Annotated in this window: 19 protein-coding genes; 6 read left to right on the top strand and 13 right to left on the bottom strand. The window is 65.3% G+C overall.

Annotation, left to right across the window (positions count from 1 at the left end):
• The first annotated feature begins 131 nt into the window (after positions 1–131).
• Genes AC4BBN_RS07205 through AC4BBN_RS07195 form a run of 3 tightly spaced genes read left to right on the top strand, consistent with a single transcriptional unit; the run spans position 132 to position 4,984 of the window.
• Positions 132–1,124: an HlyD family secretion protein gene (locus AC4BBN_RS07205; RefSeq protein ID WP_490591406.1), complete on the top strand. Its 993-nt coding sequence runs from the start codon at positions 132–134 to the stop codon at positions 1,122–1,124.
• On the top strand, positions 1,088–3,862 hold the full coding sequence (gene rbbA / locus AC4BBN_RS07200) for a ribosome-associated ATPase/putative transporter RbbA (RefSeq protein ID WP_490591258.1): 2,775 nt from the start codon (positions 1,088–1,090) through the stop codon (positions 3,860–3,862). The genes AC4BBN_RS07205 and rbbA overlap by 37 nt, the downstream gene beginning before the upstream one ends.
• Complete coding sequence (locus AC4BBN_RS07195; RefSeq protein WP_490591257.1) at positions 3,863–4,984, top strand: ABC transporter permease; 1,122 nt, start codon at positions 3,863–3,865, stop codon at positions 4,982–4,984. It begins immediately after the preceding gene.
• A gap of 71 nt (positions 4,985–5,055) precedes the next feature.
• On the opposite strand, the gene AC4BBN_RS07190 is transcribed toward AC4BBN_RS07195, so the two are convergent.
• From AC4BBN_RS07190 to AC4BBN_RS07150, 9 genes are all read right to left on the bottom strand, one after another.
• Positions 5,056–5,871: an NRDE family protein gene (locus tag AC4BBN_RS07190; protein ID WP_490591256.1), complete on the bottom strand. Its 816-nt coding sequence runs from the start codon at positions 5,869–5,871 to the stop codon at positions 5,056–5,058.
• 48 nt (positions 5,872–5,919) lie between these two features.
• Complete coding sequence (locus AC4BBN_RS07185; protein WP_490591255.1) at positions 5,920–6,474, bottom strand: hypothetical protein; 555 nt, start codon at positions 6,472–6,474, stop codon at positions 5,920–5,922.
• Positions 6,475–6,570: 96 nt separating this feature from the next.
• Complete coding sequence (locus tag AC4BBN_RS07180; protein WP_490591254.1) at positions 6,571–6,873, bottom strand: hypothetical protein; 303 nt, start codon at positions 6,871–6,873, stop codon at positions 6,571–6,573.
• 13 nt (positions 6,874–6,886) lie between these two features.
• On the bottom strand, positions 6,887–7,807 hold the full coding sequence (locus AC4BBN_RS07175; protein ID WP_490591253.1) for a glycosyltransferase family 2 protein: 921 nt from the start codon (positions 7,805–7,807) through the stop codon (positions 6,887–6,889).
• Between the two features lie 103 nt (positions 7,808–7,910).
• Positions 7,911–8,765, bottom strand: coding sequence for a PhzF family phenazine biosynthesis protein (locus AC4BBN_RS07170; RefSeq protein ID WP_490591252.1), 855 nt, complete (start codon positions 8,763–8,765; stop codon positions 7,911–7,913).
• A gap of 77 nt (positions 8,766–8,842) precedes the next feature.
• A complete protein-coding gene (locus AC4BBN_RS07165; protein ID WP_490591251.1) occupies positions 8,843–9,778 on the bottom strand; it encodes a PhzF family phenazine biosynthesis protein in 936 nt (311 codons plus the stop codon).
• A 76-nt stretch (positions 9,779–9,854) separates the two neighbouring features.
• Positions 9,855–11,027: an aminotransferase-like domain-containing protein gene (locus AC4BBN_RS07160; RefSeq protein WP_490591250.1), complete on the bottom strand. Its 1,173-nt coding sequence runs from the start codon at positions 11,025–11,027 to the stop codon at positions 9,855–9,857.
• Between the two features lie 66 nt (positions 11,028–11,093).
• Positions 11,094–11,684 (bottom strand): LysE family translocator, encoded by a 591-nt coding sequence (locus AC4BBN_RS07155; protein WP_490591249.1) that lies wholly within the window; start codon positions 11,682–11,684, stop codon positions 11,094–11,096.
• Positions 11,685–11,700: 16 nt separating this feature from the next.
• Positions 11,701–12,630, bottom strand: coding sequence for a DMT family transporter (locus tag AC4BBN_RS07150; protein ID WP_490591248.1), 930 nt, complete (start codon positions 12,628–12,630; stop codon positions 11,701–11,703).
• Between the two features lie 152 nt (positions 12,631–12,782).
• On the opposite strand from AC4BBN_RS07150, the gene AC4BBN_RS07145 reads away from it, so the two are divergent.
• The 3 genes from AC4BBN_RS07145 (at position 12,783) to AC4BBN_RS07135 (ending at position 15,697) form a co-directional block, all read left to right on the top strand.
• Positions 12,783–14,189, top strand: a complete 1,407-nt coding sequence (locus AC4BBN_RS07145; RefSeq protein ID WP_490591247.1) for an aminotransferase-like domain-containing protein — start codon at positions 12,783–12,785, stop codon at positions 14,187–14,189.
• 12 nt (positions 14,190–14,201) lie between these two features.
• Positions 14,202–15,191: a TraB/GumN family protein gene (locus AC4BBN_RS07140; protein ID WP_490591246.1), complete on the top strand. Its 990-nt coding sequence runs from the start codon at positions 14,202–14,204 to the stop codon at positions 15,189–15,191.
• A gap of 299 nt (positions 15,192–15,490) precedes the next feature.
• The gene (locus AC4BBN_RS07135) at positions 15,491–15,697 is read left to right on the top strand and encodes a hypothetical protein (RefSeq protein ID WP_490591245.1); all 207 of its coding nucleotides are present in this window, start codon (positions 15,491–15,493) and stop codon (positions 15,695–15,697) included.
• A 40-nt stretch (positions 15,698–15,737) separates the two neighbouring features.
• Here AC4BBN_RS07135 and AC4BBN_RS07130 read toward each other — a convergent pair whose 3' ends face one another.
• From AC4BBN_RS07130 to flgK, 4 genes are all read right to left on the bottom strand, one after another.
• Positions 15,738–16,940 (bottom strand): ammonium transporter, encoded by a 1,203-nt coding sequence (locus AC4BBN_RS07130; protein WP_490591244.1) that lies wholly within the window; start codon positions 16,938–16,940, stop codon positions 15,738–15,740.
• Between the two features lie 252 nt (positions 16,941–17,192).
• Positions 17,193–18,413 carry an HDOD domain-containing protein gene (locus tag AC4BBN_RS07125; RefSeq protein ID WP_490591243.1) on the bottom strand — a complete coding sequence of 407 codons (1,221 nt, stop codon included), beginning with the start codon at positions 18,411–18,413 and terminating at the stop codon, positions 17,193–17,195.
• Between the two features lie 10 nt (positions 18,414–18,423).
• Positions 18,424–19,707, bottom strand: coding sequence for a flagellar hook-associated protein FlgL (flgL, locus tag AC4BBN_RS07120; RefSeq protein WP_490591242.1), 1,284 nt, complete (start codon positions 19,705–19,707; stop codon positions 18,424–18,426).
• A 17-nt stretch (positions 19,708–19,724) separates the two neighbouring features.
• A complete protein-coding gene (flgK, locus tag AC4BBN_RS07115) occupies positions 19,725–21,623 on the bottom strand; it encodes a flagellar hook-associated protein FlgK (RefSeq protein ID WP_490591241.1) in 1,899 nt (632 codons plus the stop codon).
• Positions 21,624–21,632: the final 9 nt, after the last annotated feature.

Genomic DNA, 21,632 nt, shown 5'->3' with positions numbered 1-21,632 from the left:
CAACGCCAACGCCAACGCCAACGCCAACGCCAACGCCAACGCCACCTTCGTTCATCCAGAAATGGAAACCCTGGCTGTTGGCTGCAGCCGCCGTGGCCGCGCTGGCGGCCGCCGGCTACTTTGTCTGGAACATGCTGCACCCGAAGGGCCCCGGCCCGGGCTTTGTCAGCAGCAATGGGCGCATAGAAGCCACCGAGATCAACGTGGCGGCCAAGCTCGGAGGCCGTGTGCAAGACCTGCTGGTCGACGAAGGCGAGTTGGTGCAGGCCGGGCAAGTACTTGGCCATATGCAAGTGCAAACGCTGGAAGCCCAGCGCGATGAAGCCCGCGCCCGTGCGCAGCAGGCCGTGACCGGCATTGACACCGCAGTGGCCCAGGTGGCCATGCGCGCCAGCGACCGCCAGGCTGCACAGGCCGTGGTGGCGCAGCGCATGAGCGAGTTCGACGCAGCGCAACTGCGTCTGCAGCGCTCGCAAATCCTGGCCCGCGAAGGTGCTTCGTCTGAACAGGAACTGGACGACGACCGCGCCCGCGTGCGCAGCGTGCAGGCGGCGGTAGATGCCGCCCGCGCCCAGGTGGCCGCCGCCAGTGCCGCAGTCGCCGCCGCCGAAACCCAGGTGACTGCCGCGCGCTCTGCCGTGCTGGCCGCCAACGCCACGGTGGTGCGTATCCAGGCCGACATGGACGACAGCGCCTTGACCGCACCGCGTGCGGGCCGGGTGCAATACCGCATTGCCCAGCCGGGCGAGGTGGTGGCCGCCGGCGGCAAGGTGCTCAGCCTGGTGGACCTGTCCGACGTCTACATGACCTTCTTCGTGCCCGAGGCCAGTGCCGGCCGGCTGGGCCTGGGCAGCGAAGTGCACCTGGTGCTGGACGCCGCACCGCAGTATGTGATTCCCAGCAAGATCTCGTTTGTGGCCAGCACCGCGCAGTTCACCCCGAAGACGGTGGAAACCGCCAGTGAACGGCAAAAGCTGATGTTCCGTGTGAAGGCGCAAATCGACCCCGCCTTGCTGCAAAAACACCTGCAGCAGGTGAAGACCGGCGTGCCCGGCATGGCCTGGATCAAAACCGACGCACAAAGCGCATGGCCTGCGGAGTTGACCGTCAAGGTGCCGCAGTGACGGCTGCCCCGGTTGCGCGGCTGGCAAACGTCCATCTGCACTACGGTAAGACGCAGGCACTGATCGACATCACGCTGGACCTGCCCGCCGGATGCATGGTGGGGCTGATCGGGCCGGACGGCGTGGGCAAGTCCAGCCTGCTGTCTTTGCTGGCCGGCGCGCGTGCGGTGCAGCAGGGCCAGGTAGAGGTGCTGAATGGCGACATGGCCAGCACCGCGCACCGCAACAGTGTGTGCCCGCGCATTGCCTACATGCCGCAAGGCCTGGGCAAGAACCTCTACCCCACCTTGTCGGTGGAGGAAAACCTGCAGTTCTTTGGCCGCCTGTTTGGCCACAACAGCGCCGAGCGCCGCCGCCGCATCGACAGCCTGACGCGCAGCACCGGGCTGCAAGCGTTTCTGTCGCGGCCAGCGGGCAAGCTCTCCGGCGGCATGAAGCAGAAGCTGGGCCTGTGCTGCGCGTTGATCCACGACCCCGACCTGCTGGTTCTGGACGAGCCCACCACCGGTGTGGACCCGCTATCGCGTCGCCAGTTCTGGGATCTGATCGACAGCATCCGCAGCGACCGCCCTGGCATGAGCGTGGTGGTGGCCACCGCCTACATGGAAGAGGCCGACCGCTTTGACTGGCTGGTGGCCATGGATGCCGGCTGCATACTGGCCCAAGGCGCGCCCGCCGAACTGCGCGCACGCACCGGCACCGAGACGCTGGAAGCGGCCTTCATCGCCCTGCTGCCCGAGGCCCAGCGGCACGACCACCATGCCATCCATGTGCCGCCGCTGGTGGAAACAACCCAGCCCGAGATCGCGATTGAAGCCCAGGGCTTGAGCATGCGCTTTGGCGATTTTCTGGCCGTGGACAAGGTGGACTTTCGCATCCGGCGCGGAGAGATTTTTGGTTTTCTGGGCTCCAACGGCTGCGGCAAATCCACCACCATGAAGATGCTGACCGGCCTGCTGCCCGCTACCGAAGGCCAGGCCCTGCTGTTTGGCAGCAAGGTGAACCCCAAGGACATCGCCACCCGCAGGCGCGTGGGCTATATGTCGCAGGCGTTCTCGCTGTATGGCGAGCTCACAGTCCAACAAAACCTGGTGCTGCATGCGCGCCTGTTCCAGGTGGCCGAGGCCGATATTCCGGCCCGCGTGGACGCCATGGTGCAGCGCTTTAACCTGCGCGAGGTGCAAAACAGCCTGCCCGAAAGCCTGCCGCTGGGCATACGCCAGCGCCTGTCTTTGGCGGTGGCCATGGTGCACAAACCCGAGCTGCTGATTCTGGACGAACCCACCTCCGGCGTGGACCCGGTGGCCCGCGACATGTTCTGGCAGCTGATGATCGACCTGGCCCGCAACGACCTGGTGACGATCTTCATCTCCACCCATTTCATGAACGAGGCCGAGCGCTGCGACCGCATCTCGCTGATGCACGCCGGCCGCGTGCTGGTGACCGACAGCCCGGCCGGCCTGGTGCAAAAGCGTGGCACCGAGAATCTGGAGCAGGCTTTCATCGCCTACCTGGAAGAGGCCGCACCTCCCGAACCTCCCGAACCTCCTGCACCCCAGGCCGACGCAGCGCCACAGCCCGCGAAGACTGCCAGAGCCGCGACCCGCCTACGCGGCTTCAGCTTTGCACGCGCCTGGAGCTACACCTTGCGCGAGTCGCTGGAGCTGCAGCGCGACCCGGTGCGCGCCGCACTGGCGCTGCTGGGCACGGCATTTTTGATGTGCATCATGGGCTACGGCATCAACCTGGATGTAGAGAACCTCTCCTACGCTGTGATGGACCAGGACCAAACGGCACTGAGCCAGAACTATGCGCTCAACCTCTCGGGTTCGCGCTACTTCATCGAGAAGCCCGCCATTGCCAGCTATGCCGAACTGGACCAGCGCATGCGCAGCGGCGAGCTGTCGCTGGCCATTGAAATACCCCACGGTTTCGGCCGCGACATTGAGCGCGGTACCCCGGTGCAAATGGGCGCCTGGGTCGATGGCGCCATGCCTGTACGGGCCGAAACCGTGCGCGGCTATGTGCAGGCCATGCACGCCACCTGGCTGGCCGACATGGCAACCCATAGGCTCGGCCAGTCGGTGGCAGCGCCCGCCAGTATCGAGACCCGCTACCGCTACAACCCGGATGTCCGAAGCCTGCCCGCCATGGTGCCGGCGGTGATCCCTATGCTGCTGATGATGATCCCGGCCATGCTGACGGCGCTGTCGGTGGTGCGCGAGAAAGAGATGGGCTCCATCATCAACCTCTACGTCACCCCAGTCACCCGCAGCGAGTTTTTGCTGGGCAAGCAGCTGCCCTACATCGGCCTGGCCATGTTCAACTTCTTCTTGATGGCGGCGCTGGCGGTGACCGTGTTTGACGTGCCCATCAAAGGCAGCTTTGCCACGCTGACGGTCGCGGCACTGGTGTTTGTGGTCAGCTCCACCGGCATTGGCCTGCTGGCCTCCACGTTCACCAAGAGCCAGATCGCTGCGATATTCGTGACCATGATCGGCACCATCATCCCCTGCGTGCAGTTTGCGGGCTTGACCAATCCTGTGTCCTCGCTCGAAGGCGTGGGGGCGATGGTTGGGCACATCTATCCCGCCGCGCATTTCTTGACCATCTGCCGGGGCGTGTTCAACAAGGCGCTGGATTTCTCCAACCTGGGTTCATCGTTCTGGCCTTTGCTACTGGCCGTGCCGGTCATCCTGGTCACGGCCATTGGGCTGTTGAAAAAGCAGGCCCGCTGAATGCGCATACCCAATATCTACCGCCTGGGTGTGAAGGAACTGTGGAGCCTGGTGCGCGACCCGATGATGCTGGTGCTGATCGCCTACACCTTCACCCTGTCGATCTATGTGGCGGCCACGGCCATGCCCGAGAGCCTGCACAACGCGCCGATTGCCATCGTGGACGAGGATGGTTCGCCGCTGTCGGCGCGCATCATCGCAAGCTTCTACCCACCGCACTTCAAGCCCCCCGCCATGGTGTCGCTAGCCGAAGTGGATGCGGGCATGGACAGCGGCCGGTACACCTTTGTGCTGGACATTCCGCCCAACTTCCAGCGTGACGTGCTGGCTGGGCAGTCCCCTGCAGTGCAGCTGAATGTGGACGCCACGCTGATGAGCCAGGCGTTCACCGGCAGTGGCTATATCCAGCAGATCGTGAGCAGCGAGGTGACTGAATTTGTGCAGCGCTACCGCAGCACTGCGGTGGCGCCGGTAGACCTGGTGCTGCACATGCGCTTCAACCCGAATCTGGAGCAAGCCTGGTTTGGGGCCTTGATGGAGATCATCAACAACGTCACCATGCTGTCCATCATCCTCACCGGTGCGGCGCTGATACGCGAACGTGAACACGGCACGCTGGAGCATCTGCTGGTGATGCCGGTCACGCCCACCGAGATCATGCTGGCCAAGGTGTGGTCCATGGGCCTGGTGGTGCTGCTGGCTGCGCTGACAGCCTTGGTGTTTGTGGTGCAGGGCGCGCTGGGCGTGCCGATCGAGGGGTCGGTGGCTTTGTTCATGCTGGCGGCTGCGCTGCACCTGTTTGCCACGACATCCCTGGGTATTTTTTTGGCTACCTTGGCGCGGTCCATGCCGCAGTTCGGCATGCTGCTGGTCTTGGTGCTGCTGCCGCTGCAGATGTTGTCCGGCGGGGCTACGCCACGCGAAAGCATGCCCGCATTGGTGCAAAACGTGATGCTGCTGGCCCCCACCACCCATTTCGTTTCGGTGGGCCAGGCTATTTTGTACCGGGGGGCCGGCCTGCCCGTGGTCTGGCCGCAGCTGCTGGCCATTCTGGTGATCGGCACGGTGTTCTTCTTTGCCGCTCTGGCACGGTTTCGCAAGACGATCAGCCAGATGGCTTGAGGGGAGGGTGCCGGTCCCGGAGGGGCGCGGCATAGGCCCCTACTACGTTCGCAGCGTAAGGCACCTTGCTTTCATGGCGCTGGCTGGTTCTCGGTTCCTGTAGGGCACACCACCCGGATCTCGCCCGCCATCGCCTGCACTCCGCCGGCGCCAAAGCTGCGCTCCACCAGCGTCACCCTGTCCCGCGCGCAGTGCACCAGGGTGCTGGCGCGGGTGCCGTAATGCGGCAGTTGGATAAATGCGGGCGACAGGCCGCGCTCCAGTTCCAGGGGGATGCCCGTGCTGGGCAGGTCCGCGTCGTCGGCTACGTGGGTGTCTGCCAGCAGCGGCCAGAGGGCGGCTTCCAGCGCGGGGCCGAGGTCGGCGGCATCGGCGGCGTGGTGGGTGTGCACAGCTTGGGCGAAGCCGCTACGCAGGTGCTGCAGCTTGGGCCAGGGGGTGTTGAAGTCGGCGTTCGATACGGCGTGCACGCCGGGGGCGGGGGCAAAGTGCCTGCGCTGCCGGCTTTCAAACGCGCGCAGATGCTGGCCGTCGAACAGCAGCAGGTTGAAGGGGTTGTAGCCGTCGGATTCGGCGGCCAGGGCTTGCGCAAATTCCTCGGCGGTTTGCTGGCCGTGTAAGAAAGCGGTGACGATGCCGCCGCGTGACGGGGCATGGGGGTTGTGCCGGCTGGGGTCGCGGTAGTTGGTGAGTGCGGCCAGCCGGCCACTGGGTGCGTGCAGGCCCATCCAGGTGCCGCCGCCTTGCAGGTCCTGGCCGGCGATGATGGGGCTTTCGGCCCAGTGGTGCAGAGTGAGGGTGGGGCGGACATAGAACTCGTCGCGGTTGGCGGCGATGGTCAGCGGGGCGGTGGCGCCGGGTTGCCACTGGAATGCGATCAGGCACATGGTATTTGCTATGGTTTTGGTAGCTGCTGGCGCAGCTAGCATGTGCGCTTAGCCCTTGTTCGGGCTGTAGCTCCACTGCGGCGTAATCCACAGTACGGCCAGCGAGAGCAGGGCCAGGGCGATGCTGCCGTAGAAGAACGGGGCAGCGTCGGCCAGGCGCAGGGGGTAGATCTTCCAGGCGGCCCCCAGGCCAATGGCATTGCCGCCAGCGGCCAGCATGGTGGTGGCCCAGTCGTGGAAGCGGCGCGCTTTGTTGGCGCTGGACGACCAGCGTGGCTCGGTGTTGTAGCTGGGCAGCTGCAGGTGTGCATCCTCCAGCTGTTCCATGGCGCACAGAAAGGTGCGCAGGTTGGTGATGGCGCGCTCGGCCTTGTAGTTCAGCAGGGCCAGGCAGATCGACGCCACCGGAAAGCCCAGGATCAGCCATTCGATGGGGGCAGGTGGTGCGCCAGGCGTGGGCCGCAGGGCCACCAGCGCTGCCAGCAGGCTGACCACCAAGGTGACATACAGGGCCAGTGCCTGCTGGCGTTGGACGATGCGGGCGTTTACCTCTTGGTAAGCGGCCATGAAGCGGTAGTTGGCGTCTACAAAAGTCTTGCTCATGCGGTGCTGGCGTCGGTGGGGCGGATGCGGCCCCGATTGTGCGCCAGCAGCGGCGCCTGTGTTTGTGGACTTAAAAATTGCAAGGATTTTGGCGCTCTAGCGCAGGTGGAATAAGCGCGGGTAGCTTCTTTTTTGATAGCAATAATTGGCCCAGGGATTTTTACCCAACATGCATTTGGCGCAGGCAATGTCGCCGTCGAAGATCTTGGCCTGCAGCAGGTCGCGGTATCGGGTGCAGTGCAGTATGTCGAAGGGCGGCAACTGGGGCACCATGTCGTGCGCATCGTTGAACGCGTCGTAGTCGGGCACGTTCTGCCTGAAGGCGTTAACGAAGTTGCTGTCGCCGGTTTTGGGCGATGCGAACAGGCAGGCGCTAGCGTTCAGGCCCAGGCGGCGCAAGTCCAGCGTCAGATCAGGCCTGGCTCTTGTCCTGGGCCAGTCTCAGGTAGCGCAACGCCCCTCGGCCCAGCTGCAGCAGACTGTGCAGGCGAGAGCGGCGGTACAGGCCCTGGCGCATAGGCTCTGTGTGCGGACGCAGCAGCTTGCGGGCCTCCCAGTAGGCCCAGCGCATCACCAGGGCATCACGGCGCAATATGTACTTGGCATAGAACGCGCCTCGCCCGGCGTAATAGCCGGCGTACAACCCGCGCAACTGCTCCGGTGTACGCCGGCCATGGTTGTGCTGGACCAGCAGGCCGGGCACGTACTCGATCAGCCCGCCAGCACGCACGACGCGGTACAGCATGTCCAGGTCTTCGGCCACACCGATGGCGCTGCCGGGGCCGATATTGGTGTCGAAGCGGCCCAGGCTACGCAGCCAGTCGGCCCGGAAGGCCATATTGCAGCCGATGATGGGAATGTTGTCCGGACTGAAACCGGCGAGCTTGGTGCGACTGGCTTGCAGGGATCGCTTGATGGTGACCGGCGCGTCCAGCGGATCGTGCAGCTCGACCCGCCCGCCTATGCATTGCGCAGCCGGGTGTGTGTGGAAATGCGCCACCACCGTGGCCACCCAGTCGTCGGCGACGAGGATGTCGTCGTCAATGAAAGCCACTACGTCGCCGCGCGCCAGGCCCAGCGCCTGGTTCAGCCCATTGGCTTTGCCACGCCTCGGCTCATACAGGGCCATCACGGCCATGGGCGCGGTAGCGGCAAAGTCCTGCAGCACGGCGGCGGTGTTGTCGCTGGAGGCGTTGTCCGCGACCAGTACCTCCCAGCGCAGGTCTGGCCCGGTGCGGTTGCGGGCCAAAGCGTCCAGCATGCGGCGCAGGTCGGCTGAGCGGTTGTAGGTGCTGATGATGACCGACAGGTCAAAAATGCCGGTGACAGCCATTGGGTTGCCATGAACAGGTTGCATCTGAGCCGATCGTGGGTTCTTTATCTTGGCAGACTATATCCATTGCCCCGGCCCGTGTGGCGTGGTGTTTGTACGCGGACTACAAGAGCACCCGGCCTTCGATGCAGGTGACGGAGTCTCCGCCCACCCACACCTGGCCGCCTGCGTCCTGGTAGACGTGCACCCGGCCCTGGCGGTTCAGGCGTGTGCCCTGGGCGGCCTGGTACTGGGTAGGGGCAAAGCCGTCGGCGATCAACCACTGGGCCAGGCTGGCGTTCAGGCTGCCGGTGACCGGGTCTTCGGGCACCTCGACGGCGGCGGCAAAGGCGCGTACCTCCAGCAGCGGGTCGGCTGGCGCGGTGTGGATGCCGGCCACGCCGACGCAGATGCCGGTGTTTTTCAGCGCCATGTGGTCGGGCTCCAGTGCCAGCACGGTCTGCGGGCTGTCCAGCAGCAGGCCCAGCCAGGGCAGGCCGTTGTCCAGCATTTGCGCGGCTAACAACTGTAGGGGTTTGAGCCCGAGGGCCGCGGTGATCTGCGCCATGAGCGCCGGTGTCAGCGTGCTGCGTTGCATAGGCGGCGCGGCAAACTGCAGACGGCTGCCGTCGCGGCGGATGCGCACCAGGCCGACCTGGCATTCCTGCACCACCAGGCCCGGCTGCTGCGGCTGGCCTCCGGCTTGCAGCCAGGCGTGGCAGCTGCCCAGCGTGGGGTGGCCGGCAAAGCGCAGCTCGCTCACCGGATCGAAGATGCGCACCCGGTAGTCGGCACCGGCTGCGCGGCCCTCAGGTGTGGGCGGTAGCAGAAAGGTGGTTTCGGACAGATGCGTCCAGTTGGCGAAGCGCTGCAGCTCGGCGTCGCTGAGGTCCGTGCCGTCCAGTACCACGGCCAGCGGGTTGCCCTGGTAGGGCGTGGCGGTGAATACATCGACTTGCTGGAATGGGCGAGTGGGCATGGCAGGCTCCATAAATAAAAAAGGCCGCTGGCGCAGGTATTACCTGCGCTGGTAGCTATTAAAAACCTAGCGTTTGGCTAGAGCAGCACGCTGCCACTGACGCAGGTGACTGACTCGCCGCCCACCCATACCTGGCCCTGCGCATCGCGTTCGATGTGGATGCGGCCGGCGCGGTCCAGGCAGCTGCCTTGGGACACCAGGTATTCCTCGGGCGCGTAGCCGTCGGCGATCAGCCACTGGGCCAGGCTGGCGTTCAGGCTGCCGGTCACCGGGTCTTCCAGAATGCCCACCGGGGCACCAAAGGCGCGCACTTCCAGGTGCGGCTCAGGCGCGCTGGCCGGGGCCGTCTTGCCAAAGGCGCGGGCCTCGCGGTTCGAGCGCACTATCAGTGGCGGCGCCGCGTCTTCCGTGGGGTAGATGCCCACCACGCCGACCTTGTGGCCCAGGTTCTTCAGCGCCAGCTGGTCGGGCTTGAGCTGCAGCACGGTGTGCGGGCTGTCCAGCAGCAGGCCCAGCCAGGGCGAGCCGTTGTCCAGCATCTGCGCGGCCACCACGTCGCGCGCCTTCAGGCCCAGGGCGGCGGCCAGCTGGGCCAGCAGCATAGGGCTGGGGGCACTGCGTTTGAGCGGCGGCGCGGCAAAGAACAGGCGGCTGTCGCGGCGGCGGATGCGCACCAGGCCAACCTGGCATTCCTGCACCACCACACCCGCTGTGTTCGGCTGGCCGCCGGCCTGCAGCCAGGCGTGGCAACTGCCCAGCGTGGGGTGGCCGGCAAAGCGCATTTCGTCGATGGGGCTGAAGATGCGCACCCGGTAATCGGCGCCAGCGGCCCGGCCCTCGGGCGTGGGCGGCAGCAGAAAGGCGGTCTCCGACAGATTGGTCCAGTTGGCAAAGCGCAGCATCTGCGCCTCGCTCAGACCTGTGCCGTCCATCACCACCGCCAGGGGGTTGCCCTGGTAGGGGGTGGGCGTGAAAACATCGACTTGCTGGAAAGGGCGTTGCAGTGCGGACATGGCGGGTGTTTCAGAGTGGCTGTCGGTGGTGTCCCCCAGTCCCCCCCGCCGGGGGAGAGGGGGATTGGGTGCGAGTTTAGAGGGCGCGAATGGCCGCGGCCAGGGCCTTGATGCCAATATTGATTTGCTCGACGCTGGCGGTCACAAAGGACAGGCGCATGGTGTGCGGGTCGGCGTTGTCGGCGTAGAAGGCGGTGCCGGGCACAAAGGCCACGCCCTGGTCCACCGCCTTGGGCAGCAGGTCCACGGCGTGGATGCCTTCGGGCAGGCGGGCCCACAGGAACATGCCGCCGTCGGGCGTGTTCCAGGTCACGCCGGCAGGCATTTCACGGGCCATGGCGGCCAGCATGGCGTCGCGCTGGGCCTTGTACAGGGTGCGGATGGTGGGTACATGGCGGGCCAGGAAGCCGTCTTGCATCACCGCCACCACCATGCGCTGGTTGAAGCTGGGGCTGTGCAGGTCGGCGGCCTGCTTGGCCTGCAGCAGCTTGGGCATCAGCGCCTTGGGGGCGATCACATAGCCCAGGCGCAGGCCGGGCGCCAGCACCTTGGAGAACGAGCCCATGTAGACGCAGCCCTCGGGGTTGCGGGCGGTCAGCGGCGCGGGCGGTGGCGCGTCGAACCACAGGTCGCCGTAGGGGTTGTCTTCGACCAGGGGCAGGCCGAGTGCGGCGGCGCGCTCCACCAGGGCGGCGCGACGGGCTTCGGTCATGGTGCGGCCAGTGGGGTTCTGGAAGTTGGGCAGCACGTAGAAGAAGCGGCCGTTGTCAGATTTGCGGGAAAGGTCGTCCAGGTCTACGCCCTCGCTATCGCTGGCCACGCTGACCACCTTGGGCTCCATCGGGGCAAAGGCCTGCAGCGCGCCCAGGTAGGTGGGGGTCTCCACCAGCACCTTGCTGTCCTTGTCGATCAGCACCTTGCCCAGCAGGTCCAGGCCTTGCTGCGAGCCGGTGGTGATCAGCACCTGGGCGGGCTCCACGTTCCAGGGCAGCTGGGCGGCGACGATCTCGCGCAGCGGGCCGTAGCCTTCGCTGGCGGCGTATTGCAATGCGCCCCGGCCGTCTTCGTGCAGCACCTTTTCGCAGGCAGCGGCGAATTCGGCTACCGGGAAGGTCTTGGGCGAGGGCAGGCCGCCGGCAAAACTGATGATGCCGGGACGTTCGGTGACCTTGAGGATTTCGCGGATGGCCGAGGAGTTCATCTTCTCGGTGCGGGCGGCCAGATGCCAGGGGTTCGCGGGGATGCTCATGGTGCTCTTTCAAGGGGCCGTACAGCACGGCAGGTGGTTACGTTTCGAGGTAAGTCAGATTGTCGGCTAGGACAGCATGGGCGCGAGCGAGGCAACCAGCAAAACTGCCATCAAACCGTTGAAAATGCGCCGGTAGTGGGGTATGCGCAACCAGTGGCGCAGGCGGCTGCCCGAGAAGGCCCACAGGCTGATGGCGGGTATGCCGACAATCGCAAACCAGGCGGCTGCGGCCAAGACCAGCGCGCGGCTGCTGTGGGCCGGCACATAGCTGCTAAATGCACCTACCGCCATCACCCAGGCTTTGGGGTTGACCCACTGGAAGCCGGCCGCGCCCCAGAAGCTGATGGGGTGGCTGGCCTCGGCGTCTTGGGGCGCGCCGGCAGTGGCCACGCCCCAGGCAAGGTACAGCAGATAGGCCGTGCCCAGCCATTTCAACACCAGGTAGAGCTGTGGCACTTGTTCAAACAGCAGGCCCAGCCCCAGGCCGACCGAAGCCAGCAGAATGAAGAAGCCGATCGACACCCCCGCCATATGCGGCAGCGTAGCGCGAAAACCGTGGTTCACGCCCGAGGCCAGCAGCATCAGGTTGTTCGGGCCGGGGGTGATAGAGCTGACGAAGGCAAACAGCGTCAGCGCGAAGAAGAGTTGGGTGCTCATGGTGTCTCCAGAACCATCAGTGAACGGGCATGCGCTTGCCGATGAAGACCACGGCGATCACCGCCAGGCCGAAGCCCACGGTCACCACGTCCAGCCTTTCGCCCAGTAGCGGCACGGCGAACAGCATGCTCAAAAACGGCTGCACCAGCTGCACCTGGCTGACGCGCACCGTGCCGCCCAGCGCCAGGCCCCGGTACCAGGCGAAGAAGCCCAGCCACTGCGAGAACACCGCCAGGTAGCCAAATGCCAGCCAGCTGGTGGGCTGCAGTGCGGCCGCTGGCCAGGTGATCGCCGCGCCGGGCACGGTCAGCGGCAGCGAGATCACCAGCGCCCAACAAATCACATGGTCGGCCCGCATGCGCCGCGACAGCAGGCCGCCGAAGCCGTAGCCTACGGCGCCAAATAGCATGGCCAGCAACAGCAGCACATCGGCGGACTGTATGGACAAGCCGCTGCCCGAGCGCAGCATCGCAAAGCCCACCACCAGCGCGCTGCCCAGGGCTGCACACAGCCAGAAGCCTTTGGATGGGCGTTGGCGGTGCAGCAGCGCACCGGCGGCGGCAGTGGTCAGCGGCAGCACACCGATGATCACGCTGGCGTGTACCGCTTCCACATGCCGCATGGCGATGGAGGTCAGCAGCGGGAAGCCGAACACCGCGCCCGAGGCGGTCAGGGCCAGCGGCCACCAGTCGGCGCGCTGCGGCAGCGGGGCCCGTGTGGCGAGCAAAAAGGCGATGGACAGCAGGCCCGCCGCAGCGGCGCGTGCCATGGCAATAAACACGCCGGACATTTGTGGATCGGCCGGCGTACCCACGGCCAGGCGCGTCATCGGCAGGGTCAGCGCAAAAATCACCACCCCCAGCAGGCCCAGCCACAGGCCGCGTTTTTCGGCGGCACTGAGCGAGGCAGGTGCGGTGTGCAGTACGGTGCTGTGCGGGGTAGACATGGCGTTTGGACCTGGAGTGGGCATTCAATGTAGTGGCAATACCAGCACACTAGCAGTACACTTTATGGCGTCAGTTCTTTAACTGTATTGATAAGAAAGGCAGCACAGACCTGGGTTAGCTGTCTGCCACCGTCTTTGGAAAGGGGTTCTCCATGCTCATGAAAGCCGCATCCCAGTCTTTGACCGAGCAGCTCGCCAGCCATTTCGCCGAGCGCATCCGCAGCCGCCTTCTGGCCGGCGGGGCGCGCCTGCCCTCGGTGCGGCAGTGCGCGCAGCAGCACCAGGTGAGCGCGTCCACCGTGGTGGCGGCCTACGACCGGCTGCTGGCCCTGGGCCTGGTAGAGGCCCGCAAGAACCGTGGTTTTTATGTGCGGGAAACGGCTCAGGCGCAGGATTCATCTGCGCTAGATGCTACGGATTCAGGAGCAAGCCGGGTGGCGCGCCGGCCCATCGATGCGGCAGCCCTGATGCGCGGCATGTTCCATGGCGACAGCGACAAGCCCCAGCCCGGCATGGGCGTGCTGCCGCCCGACTGGCTGGTGAACAACTTCATGCCCGCTGCGGTGCGCCGCGTGGCGGCCGGTACGGCCGACTTCACCCTGCGCTACGGCGAGCCGGCGGGCGACCTGGGCCTGCGCAAGACCCTGTCGCAAAAGCTGGCCGGCCTGCACATACCGGCCGCGCCCGAGCAGATCATCACCACCGTGGGCGCTACCCATGCGCTGGACATCGTCAGCCGCGCCTTGCTGCGCGCTGGCGACTATGTGATGGTGGAAGAGCCCGGCTGGGCGGTCGAGTTTGCCCGGCTCGAAGCCATGGGCATGCGCATGCTGCCGGTGCCGCGCAACGCCGAGGGGCCGGACCTGGCGGTGATGGCGCGCTACTGCGAGGCGCACAGCCCGAAGCTGTTCGTCAGCGTCAGTGTGCTGCACAACCCCACTGGCTACTGCCTGACGCCGGGCAGCGCGCACCGGGTGCTGACGTTGGCCAACGCGCATAACTTCTACATCGTCGAGGACGACACCTACAGCCACCTGGCGCCCGAGCACGCCACCCGCCTGTGTGTGCTGGACGGCCTGCAGCGCACGCTGTACGCCAGCGGGTTCTCCAAAATCCTGGCGCCGGGTTGGCGCGTGGGCTACCTGGCCGCGCCCGAGGCGCTGGTCGAGCGCCTGCTGGACACCAAGCTACTGGCCACCCTGACCACCCCGGCTTTGCTGGAAAAGGCGCTGGCCTGGTGCATAGACCAGGGCCAGCTGCGCCGCCACGCCGAGCGGGTGCGTACCCGGCTGGACCAGGCCCGTACCCGCAGCGTGCGTCTGGCGCTGGCGGCGGGCTGCACGTTTGCGTCCGAACCCGCAGGCCTGTTTGGCTGGGTAGATACCGGCGTGGATACCGATGCCCTGTCGCAGCGCATGCTGGACGCGGGCTATATGCTGGCGCCGGGCGGGCTGTTTCACCTGGCTCGCCCACCCAGCAGCCTGATGCGCATCAACTTCGCCAGCACCCAGGACGCGGCTTTCTGGCGGGTGTTCGAGCGGGTGCGCAATGGCACTTGATATGCTGGCGCGATGCTTTTAAGAGTTCCACTGCACCGTTTCCTGTGTGCCGCTTTGGCGGCCTGCCTGATGGCTCCGCTGCTGGCCTGGGCCCAGCCGTCCAGCGCAGACGAAGCGCTCGCCGACTGCGCCAGCCGCTACCCAGCGCTGGTGGCCACGCCAGACAGCCCGGTGCGCGACCGTGGTTTTCTGTGGCGTATCAGCAAGGGCGGCCACACCTCCTACCTGTACGGCACCATGCATATCGGCAAACCCGAGTGGGCCCGGCCAGGTCCGCAGACCCAGGCCGCGCTGGACGCGAGCCAGCAGCTGGCGCTGGAAATGGACGCTGTGCCCGCCACCGTCCAGGCCCTGATGGCCGGCTTGGCGCGCCAGCCCGACCAGGTGCTGGCTCCCTCCTTGGAGGCGCGGCTGCGCCAAGCCATGGCCCAAGCCTGCCTGCCCCCCGCTGTGAGCGACATGTTTGCGCCGGAAATGCAGGTGGCCACCTTGGCCATCGGCATGCTGCGCGCCGACGGATATGCGGGCGATTGGGGCGCAGACGTCCAGCTGGCCGCCACCGCCCACGCGCGCGCCATGCCGGTGGTGGGGCTGGAAACACCGCAAGACCAGGTGCGCTTGCTGCTGGCCACCAATGCCGAGGAGCGCAACGAGGGCGTCCAGGAGCAATTGGACGATATGGCTTCTGGCAAGGCACGGCGCATCGCTTTGCGCATGGTGCGCATGTGGGCCGAGTCCGATCACGCCACTTTGCAGGGCTACAAGGCCTGGTGCGAATGCTTGCCGAAGAACGACCGCGAACGTCGCGCAATGAAAGCCCTGCTGGACGACCGCAACCTCGGCATGGCCCAGGCCATAGACCGTCTGCATGGGCAGGGCAAAGCCGTCTTCGCCGCAGTTGGCAGCCTGCACATGGTGGGCCCCACCGGTATTCCGGCCTGGATGGCCCGGCACGGCTACCGGGTGCAGCGCGTGGTGTTTGGCCCTGCGGGCAAAATTTAAGCTGCGGCCGGCATGGTGCGCGTGCTGGCTGTATTTGCTATGACTTATGTAGCTTCTTGCGCATGTATTTACTGCGCTGGAGGTACTTTTCTCTATGTATTTTCGTAGGCTTCAGGCGTAGCGAAGAGCGCACAGGTGCGCAGTTTGACGCGCATCAAACTTCGTGGAATTCGGGGCTGTGTGGATGGCATGGGCTGCAGTTTGTTACCCATGGGCGGGGCATCCAACCTACACTGGCGTCCGCTACTTTTCATGGGGGTGGACTTATGGCTACACGCGCATTCGGTTTGGATAACCTCTTGGACGACCTTCGCAGCCGGTATGGAGAGGCTGATGCGGTCGTGGTGCAGCTCAAGGCCGAGTTGGACAAGCGGCGGCAGGACGAGCAGTTGCACCCCCTGGTGGAGCGGCGCGCCAAGAATTCCCCGGCCAAGTCCCATTCGCGGGCTGGCTGGCAGGGCAAGTTCAAATCGTCCCACGACGCACCGGCCAGCTTTTTGCACTAGCGCGTGGCAGGAGCCTCCCGCAGGCTCCGGGGCCAAGCCGCTACCAGCTGGCTTCGCGGTCAGGTGTGGAGCCGATCTTGTGGATGGACAGGTCGGCGCCGTCAAACTCTTCTTCGGCCGACAGGCGCAAGCCCATGGTGGCTTTGAGCGCGCCGTAGACCACGGTGCCAGCCAGCAGAGCCCAGCCCGCGCCCATCGCCGTGCCTATCAGCTGCGCCGACAGGCTGACACCGCCCATGCCACCCAGGGCTTTGCTGCCAAATATGCCCGCCGCGATGCCGCCCCAGGTGCCGCACAGGCCGTGCAGCGGCCACACGCCCAGCACGTCGTCGATCTTCCATTTGTTCTGCGTCAGGGTGAACATTTGCACAAAGATGGCGCCGGCCACGCCGCCCACCACCAGCGCGCCTAGCGGGTGCATCAGGTCGGAGCCGGCGCACACGGCGACCAGGCCGGCCAGCGGGCCGTTGTGCACAAAGCCGGGGTCGTTGCGGCCCAGCACCAGTGCCACCAGCGTGCCGCCCACCATGGCCATCAGCGAATTCACCGCCACCAGGCCGGAGATCTTGTCCAGCGTTTGCGCGCTCATCACGTTGAAGCCAAACCAGCCCACGCAGAGAATCCAGGCGCCCAGCGCCAGGAAGGGGATGTTCGATGGCGGATGGGCGCTGAGGCTGCCGTCCTTGCGGTAGCGGTTGCTGCGCGCACCTAGCAGCAGCACGGCCGGCAGCGCCAGCCAGCCGCCCAGGGCGTGCACCACGACGGAGCCGGCAAAGTCATGGAACTCGGCGCCGGTGGTGGCTTTCAGCCAGGCCTGCACGCCGAAATGCTGGTTCCAGGCAATGCCTTCATAGAAGGGGTAGACAAAGCCGACGATGACCGAGGTAGCGATCAGCTGCGGCCAGAAGCGCGCCCGCTCGGCGATGCCGCCGGAGATGATGGCCGGAATGGCGGCTGCGAAGGTCAGCAGGAAGAAGAACTTCACCAGCTCGTAGCCATTGCGCGCGGCCAACTGCTCGGCGCCGATGAAAAACGAGGTGCCATAAGCCACGGCGTAGCCCACCACGAAATACGCCACGGTGGATACCGAGAAGTCCACCATGATCTTGACCAGTGCATTGACCTGGTTCTTCTTGCGAACCGTACCGAGTTCTAAAAATGCGAAACCGGCGTGCATGGCCAGGACCATGATGCCGCCGAGCAGAATGAACAAGGCGTCTGCGCCCTGTTTTAGTGCTTCCATAGCTTCCTCAAGAGATGAATTGTTTTGTTTTGGTGCGCCAGAGCCGAATTGCACAGGCATGCGCCAAAACAAAGCAAGAACCGCACCATATATGTGCGAGTGCGCCATGCTGCTGGAATCTATGGTTTTGAATTGCTATGTTTTATATAGCTTGTGGCGTAGTTCTTGTATGCGCTAGAGCATCTTTTTGTATATATTCTCAAGGGACGCATGGCAGGCGCGGTAGGCGCCACCTCGGTGCATGGGGCCGGCTTAGGCGGCGAGCTTCAGCGCGGCCAGGGTGCGCAGCAGGGCGCGGTTCACGTCCTCCAGCGGCATGCCCAGCTGGTGGCAGAGCGCCCGGGTGGCGGTGCCGTGGCCGTTTTCCAGTGCGCAGGCAATCTGCAGCAGGGGCGCGTAGGGGCCACTGCCGTGCAGCGTGGCCGCGTAGATGCGGCTGGACAGCGGCACCCGGTGCAGCGCCGTGCCCAGGGGCTCGCCCATCAGCACGTCAATTTGCGAGAACAGGCCGCAGAGGTAGATCTCGCGGCTGAGCTCTTGCTCGGCGCCAGCGTGCATCAGGTGCTCCATCAGCTTGGCGCGCAGCACGATGGAGGCTTTGACCGGCCGCAGATTCGGGTCGCTGGAGGCGCCGGGCAAGATTTCATACAACCAGCGGCGCAGCGCCTGCAGGCCCAGCATCATCAGGCCGTGGCGCACCGATTCGATGGTGTTGCGCAGGCCCACAGAGGCCGAGTTGGCATAGGCCAGAAAGCGGAAGGTGAGTATGGGCTCGGCGCACAGCAGGGACTCAATGTGCTCGGTGCTGCGGTCTTCGTCCACGGCGCGGATCATTTGCAGCACGGCCTGGCGGTCCGGGCCGGTGGCCTTGTGCTGCAGGGCGTAGAGGATGTCTTCGTCCGGCCAGCCCAGCAGCGCGGCGGCGTTTTGCTGGTCCAGGCAATGCTCCATCAGCAGGCGGCTGGCAATGCCTTCGTACATTTGGCCAGCCTGCACCGGGCTGTGCAGCGCGCCTTGGGCACCGGCCCGCTTGCGCGCTGCGGTTTGCAAGGCGCTCAGCGCGGCCTGGGGCGACAGGTAGAGCAGGTGGGTGAAAAAGCAGCGCTCTAGCGCGCCACCGGGCAGCAGATCGGCCTCGCCGCGCCACACCATGCGCAGGCCGCGCCGGTGCGCGCGCTGCACGCGGTCGCTGATGGCGGGGGCTTGTAGCCAGTCGCCGCGCACTTCTATCCAGTGCCGGCTGCCGCTGGCCTGGTCCAGCAGGTCGCGCAGTAGCTCGGGTGACTTGGGGGAGAGGAGCCAGGGTGGGGTGCTCGCGTCGCCCTGTTCCTGCAGGGCGGCGAGCAGGTGGGCGGCATCTACGGCGGTGTCGGGCCGTGTTTCTATGAACAATTGCACCGCCGATAGCGCGCGGCGCCGGTCCCACAGTGGCCGGTATCCCAGGCTGACGCTGCCCAGCACGGTGGCGTTCATGGCATAAGGCTCAGCTGATGTAGTTGAACAGTGACAGCTTTTGTATCGATGCGTAGGACTGCAGGGCGGCCTGGTAGGCGGTTTGCTGGTTCTTCTGGTCGGCCACGGCGGCGTACATGTCGATGTCTTCCGCGTTAGAGCGGTCACTCTCGGCCTGTGTGGACTTGAGGGTTTGCGCGTCGGTGATGCGGTCGGCCCGGTTCAGCAGGTCGCCCGCGTGGCCACGGCTGGCGCTGATCTTGGCCAGGCTGTTGTCGATCTGTGCCAGGGAGATGGCCTGTTCCTGGTTGAAATTGGCGTCGGTGCTCTTGGCGCCGGTGGTGGTGGTGACGCCCGCTGGGTTCTTGGCATACATGGAGTCGATGGTGCGGTCCAGCACGCTGAAGATGCTGGGCCGGTTGGCCAGCACATTGGCGTTGACGTCCAGCGTGTCGCCGTTGCCTGGCGCACCGCGCACCACCATGGAGATGCCGCCCATGGTGATGGCCTGGCCGGCCGTGTAGGTCTGGGCCGCCGAGGTTGTGGCCGTGGTGTTATTGGTCACCGTGTAGGTGGTGGCGCCAGTGGCAGGGGGCACGGGGGCGGTGAAGTTGATGGTGTAGTCGGTGCCCTGGGCGGCCGTCAGAGTGGCGTCCACCACGGTGCCCACATCGGAAAACGCGGTACCGGTATTGGTGCTGCCCAAGCTGATGTTGAACACACCATTGCCCTGCGGTACGTCCATCCAGGTCGCGCGGCCATCCAGCGCGTAGGGGATGGCGACCGTGGTGGCCGAGGTCTGGCCTGGCAGTCCGTTGAAGCTGTAGTCAGGGTCTGGTACCACGCCATCGGCGCTGGTCTGGAACGGTGTGGCCGCACTGCCCAGGCCGTTGAATAGTGGCATGCCGTTGCTGTCCTTGGTGTTGGCCAGGGTCAGCAGTTCGTCCCGGATGCTGGTCAGTTGGTTGGCGATGGTTACTCGTTCGGCCGGGCTGTTGGCACCGTTGCCTGCCTGTGCCACCAGGTCTCGGAAGGAGGTGAGCAGGTTGCTGGCTTTACCCAGGGTGGACTCTGCCTGGCTGATAGAGCTGACCTGGTTGTTCAGGGCGCGGGCTTCCGTCTTGATACGTTCAATGCGGGTGGTGGCGCGCTCGGCCTGGCCGGCCCCGGTGGGGTCGTCGCTGGCGCGCAAGATCTTCTTGCCGGAGGTCACATTTTCTTGCAGCGACGAGAGCTGGGCATAGCGGCTGCTCAGGTTGCGCAATGCCTGGTCGTAGCCGTTGGCTGAGCCCAGACGGGTGAAGCTGTTGCTCATCTAACTCTCCTCGGGTATCAATGGCCAATGCTTTGCAGCATGCTGTCGAAAATGCTTTGCGAGATCTGGATCATCTTGGCCGATGCCTGGTAGGCCTGCTGGTATTGCAGCAGGCGAGCGGCTTCTTCGTCCAGGTTGACGCCGGAAACCCCGGTGCGCGATGTCTCCAGGTTGTCGGAGATCGATTTGGATACGTCGGCGGTGTACTGCACGCTTTGCACCTTGACGCCGACCTGCGACATCAGCGCGGCATAGCCGTCGGACAGCTTGGCGCCGTCGAACAGTTGTATGTCACGCAGGCCCATCAAGGCGCCTGCATTGCCTGCGTTGAGCTGGGCGAAGCTGGTGTTGGCCGGGCCCAGGGTCACAGTGTCGCCAGCTTGGGCCACGCCTGCCATGGTCAGCGACCAACCATTGGCGGGGTTCGTGGTGTCGGCGGGAATGGCCGTGCCTGGGCTGTAGGTAAATGTGCCGGCCACGTCCGAGCGGGTGTATGTGTTGGTGCCAGTGAAGGTCAGCGTAACGGCCGCCGGTATGGGCACAGACTTGGCCGTCAGGTTGCCGACCGACAGGCTGCCGGTATTGGTGGTGCCCATGCTGGCCTGCACCGGGCTGGACACGGCCAGCTGGCGGGGCGATGAGAAGGCGGCCGTGATCTTGGCTGCGGCGGTGTTGTACGGCTGCACCAAGAAGCTGTCGCCGGCGTTGGCGGTACCACCCATGGTCAGCATCAGGCCGTCATAGCTGCCGGTGGTGGCGTCGGGGGTGATGACGGTGTTGTCGGACTTGCGCGTTACCGTGAAGGTGCTGCTGGAGCTGTAGGTCACCAGGTAATCGGAGGCTTGCAGCTTGGCGACGTTGGCCGGGTCCACCGCAACGGCAACCGTGCCGCTGCCGGTGTTGGCAGGGGCACCTGCGCCATTCGCCATGACGACCGGGCTAAACAGATTGCCGCCGGGATTTCCGTCCAGGTCCAGACCCAGCTTGTGCTGCGCGTTGGCGACGGTGGTGATGCTGACGGCCAAGCGCCCGAGCAGGTTCTTGCCCTCGGCCAGGTCGGAGTTCTGAAATTTCAGCAGGCCGGCGATTTCGCCGCCACCCATCATGTTCTCGTCCAACACCACGCTGGAATTGCCGCGCACGATGGTGACCTGGCTGCGTGAAGCGTCCTGTGGATCGGCCTGCACCTTCAACGCGGCAGCGGTCGTTGCAAGCACCAGCGGCTGGCTACCAGAGGCCAGCACCGTGACGGTGCCATCGTCGGCCTCAATCTGGCTGGTTTGCACGTACTGGTTGAGTTGGTTGATCAGGTTGTCGCGTTTGTCCAGCAAGTCGTTGGGCGACTGCCCCGTTCCTTTGGCGCGCTGGATCTGCCCATTGACGGCGGCGATATTGGTGGTCAGCGTGTTGATCTGCGTGACTTTGTCCTGCAGCTCGGTGGTCAGGCCGCTCTGGATATTGTCCAGCTGCGATGCTGCGTCGTTGAAGCGGGCGGCGGCTTCGTTGGTGCGACTCAGCACCACGGTGCGCGCGGTCAGGTCGGTCGGGGCGCTGGATACGTCAGAGTACGCGTTCAGCATGTCATTGACCGCCGCGCCTAGTCCATTCTTGCCGCCGGTAAAGACGTTTTCCATCAGCAGCAGCTTGTTGGCGCGGGACACGTCCGATGTGGTGACCGACTTGGACAGGGCCGCTTGCCGCGTAAGGTATTCGTCGTGGTTACGTTGGATGGTCGCCAGGTCTACACCCTGGCCGATATAGCCACCACCCGTGAACTGGCCTTCGACCGTCTTCAGTACGACGGACTGGCGCGAATAGCCAACCGTATTGGCGTTGGAGATGTTGTTGCCAATGGTTTGCAACGCGGTTGCATTGACCACCAGCGCACGCGCCCCGAGATTGAGAAGGTCAGCCATGGTGCTCTC

The sequence above is a fragment of the Rhodoferax sp. SPJ21 genome (assembly GCF_058216335.1).
This window is presented reverse-complemented; position numbering and strand designations above follow the sequence as displayed.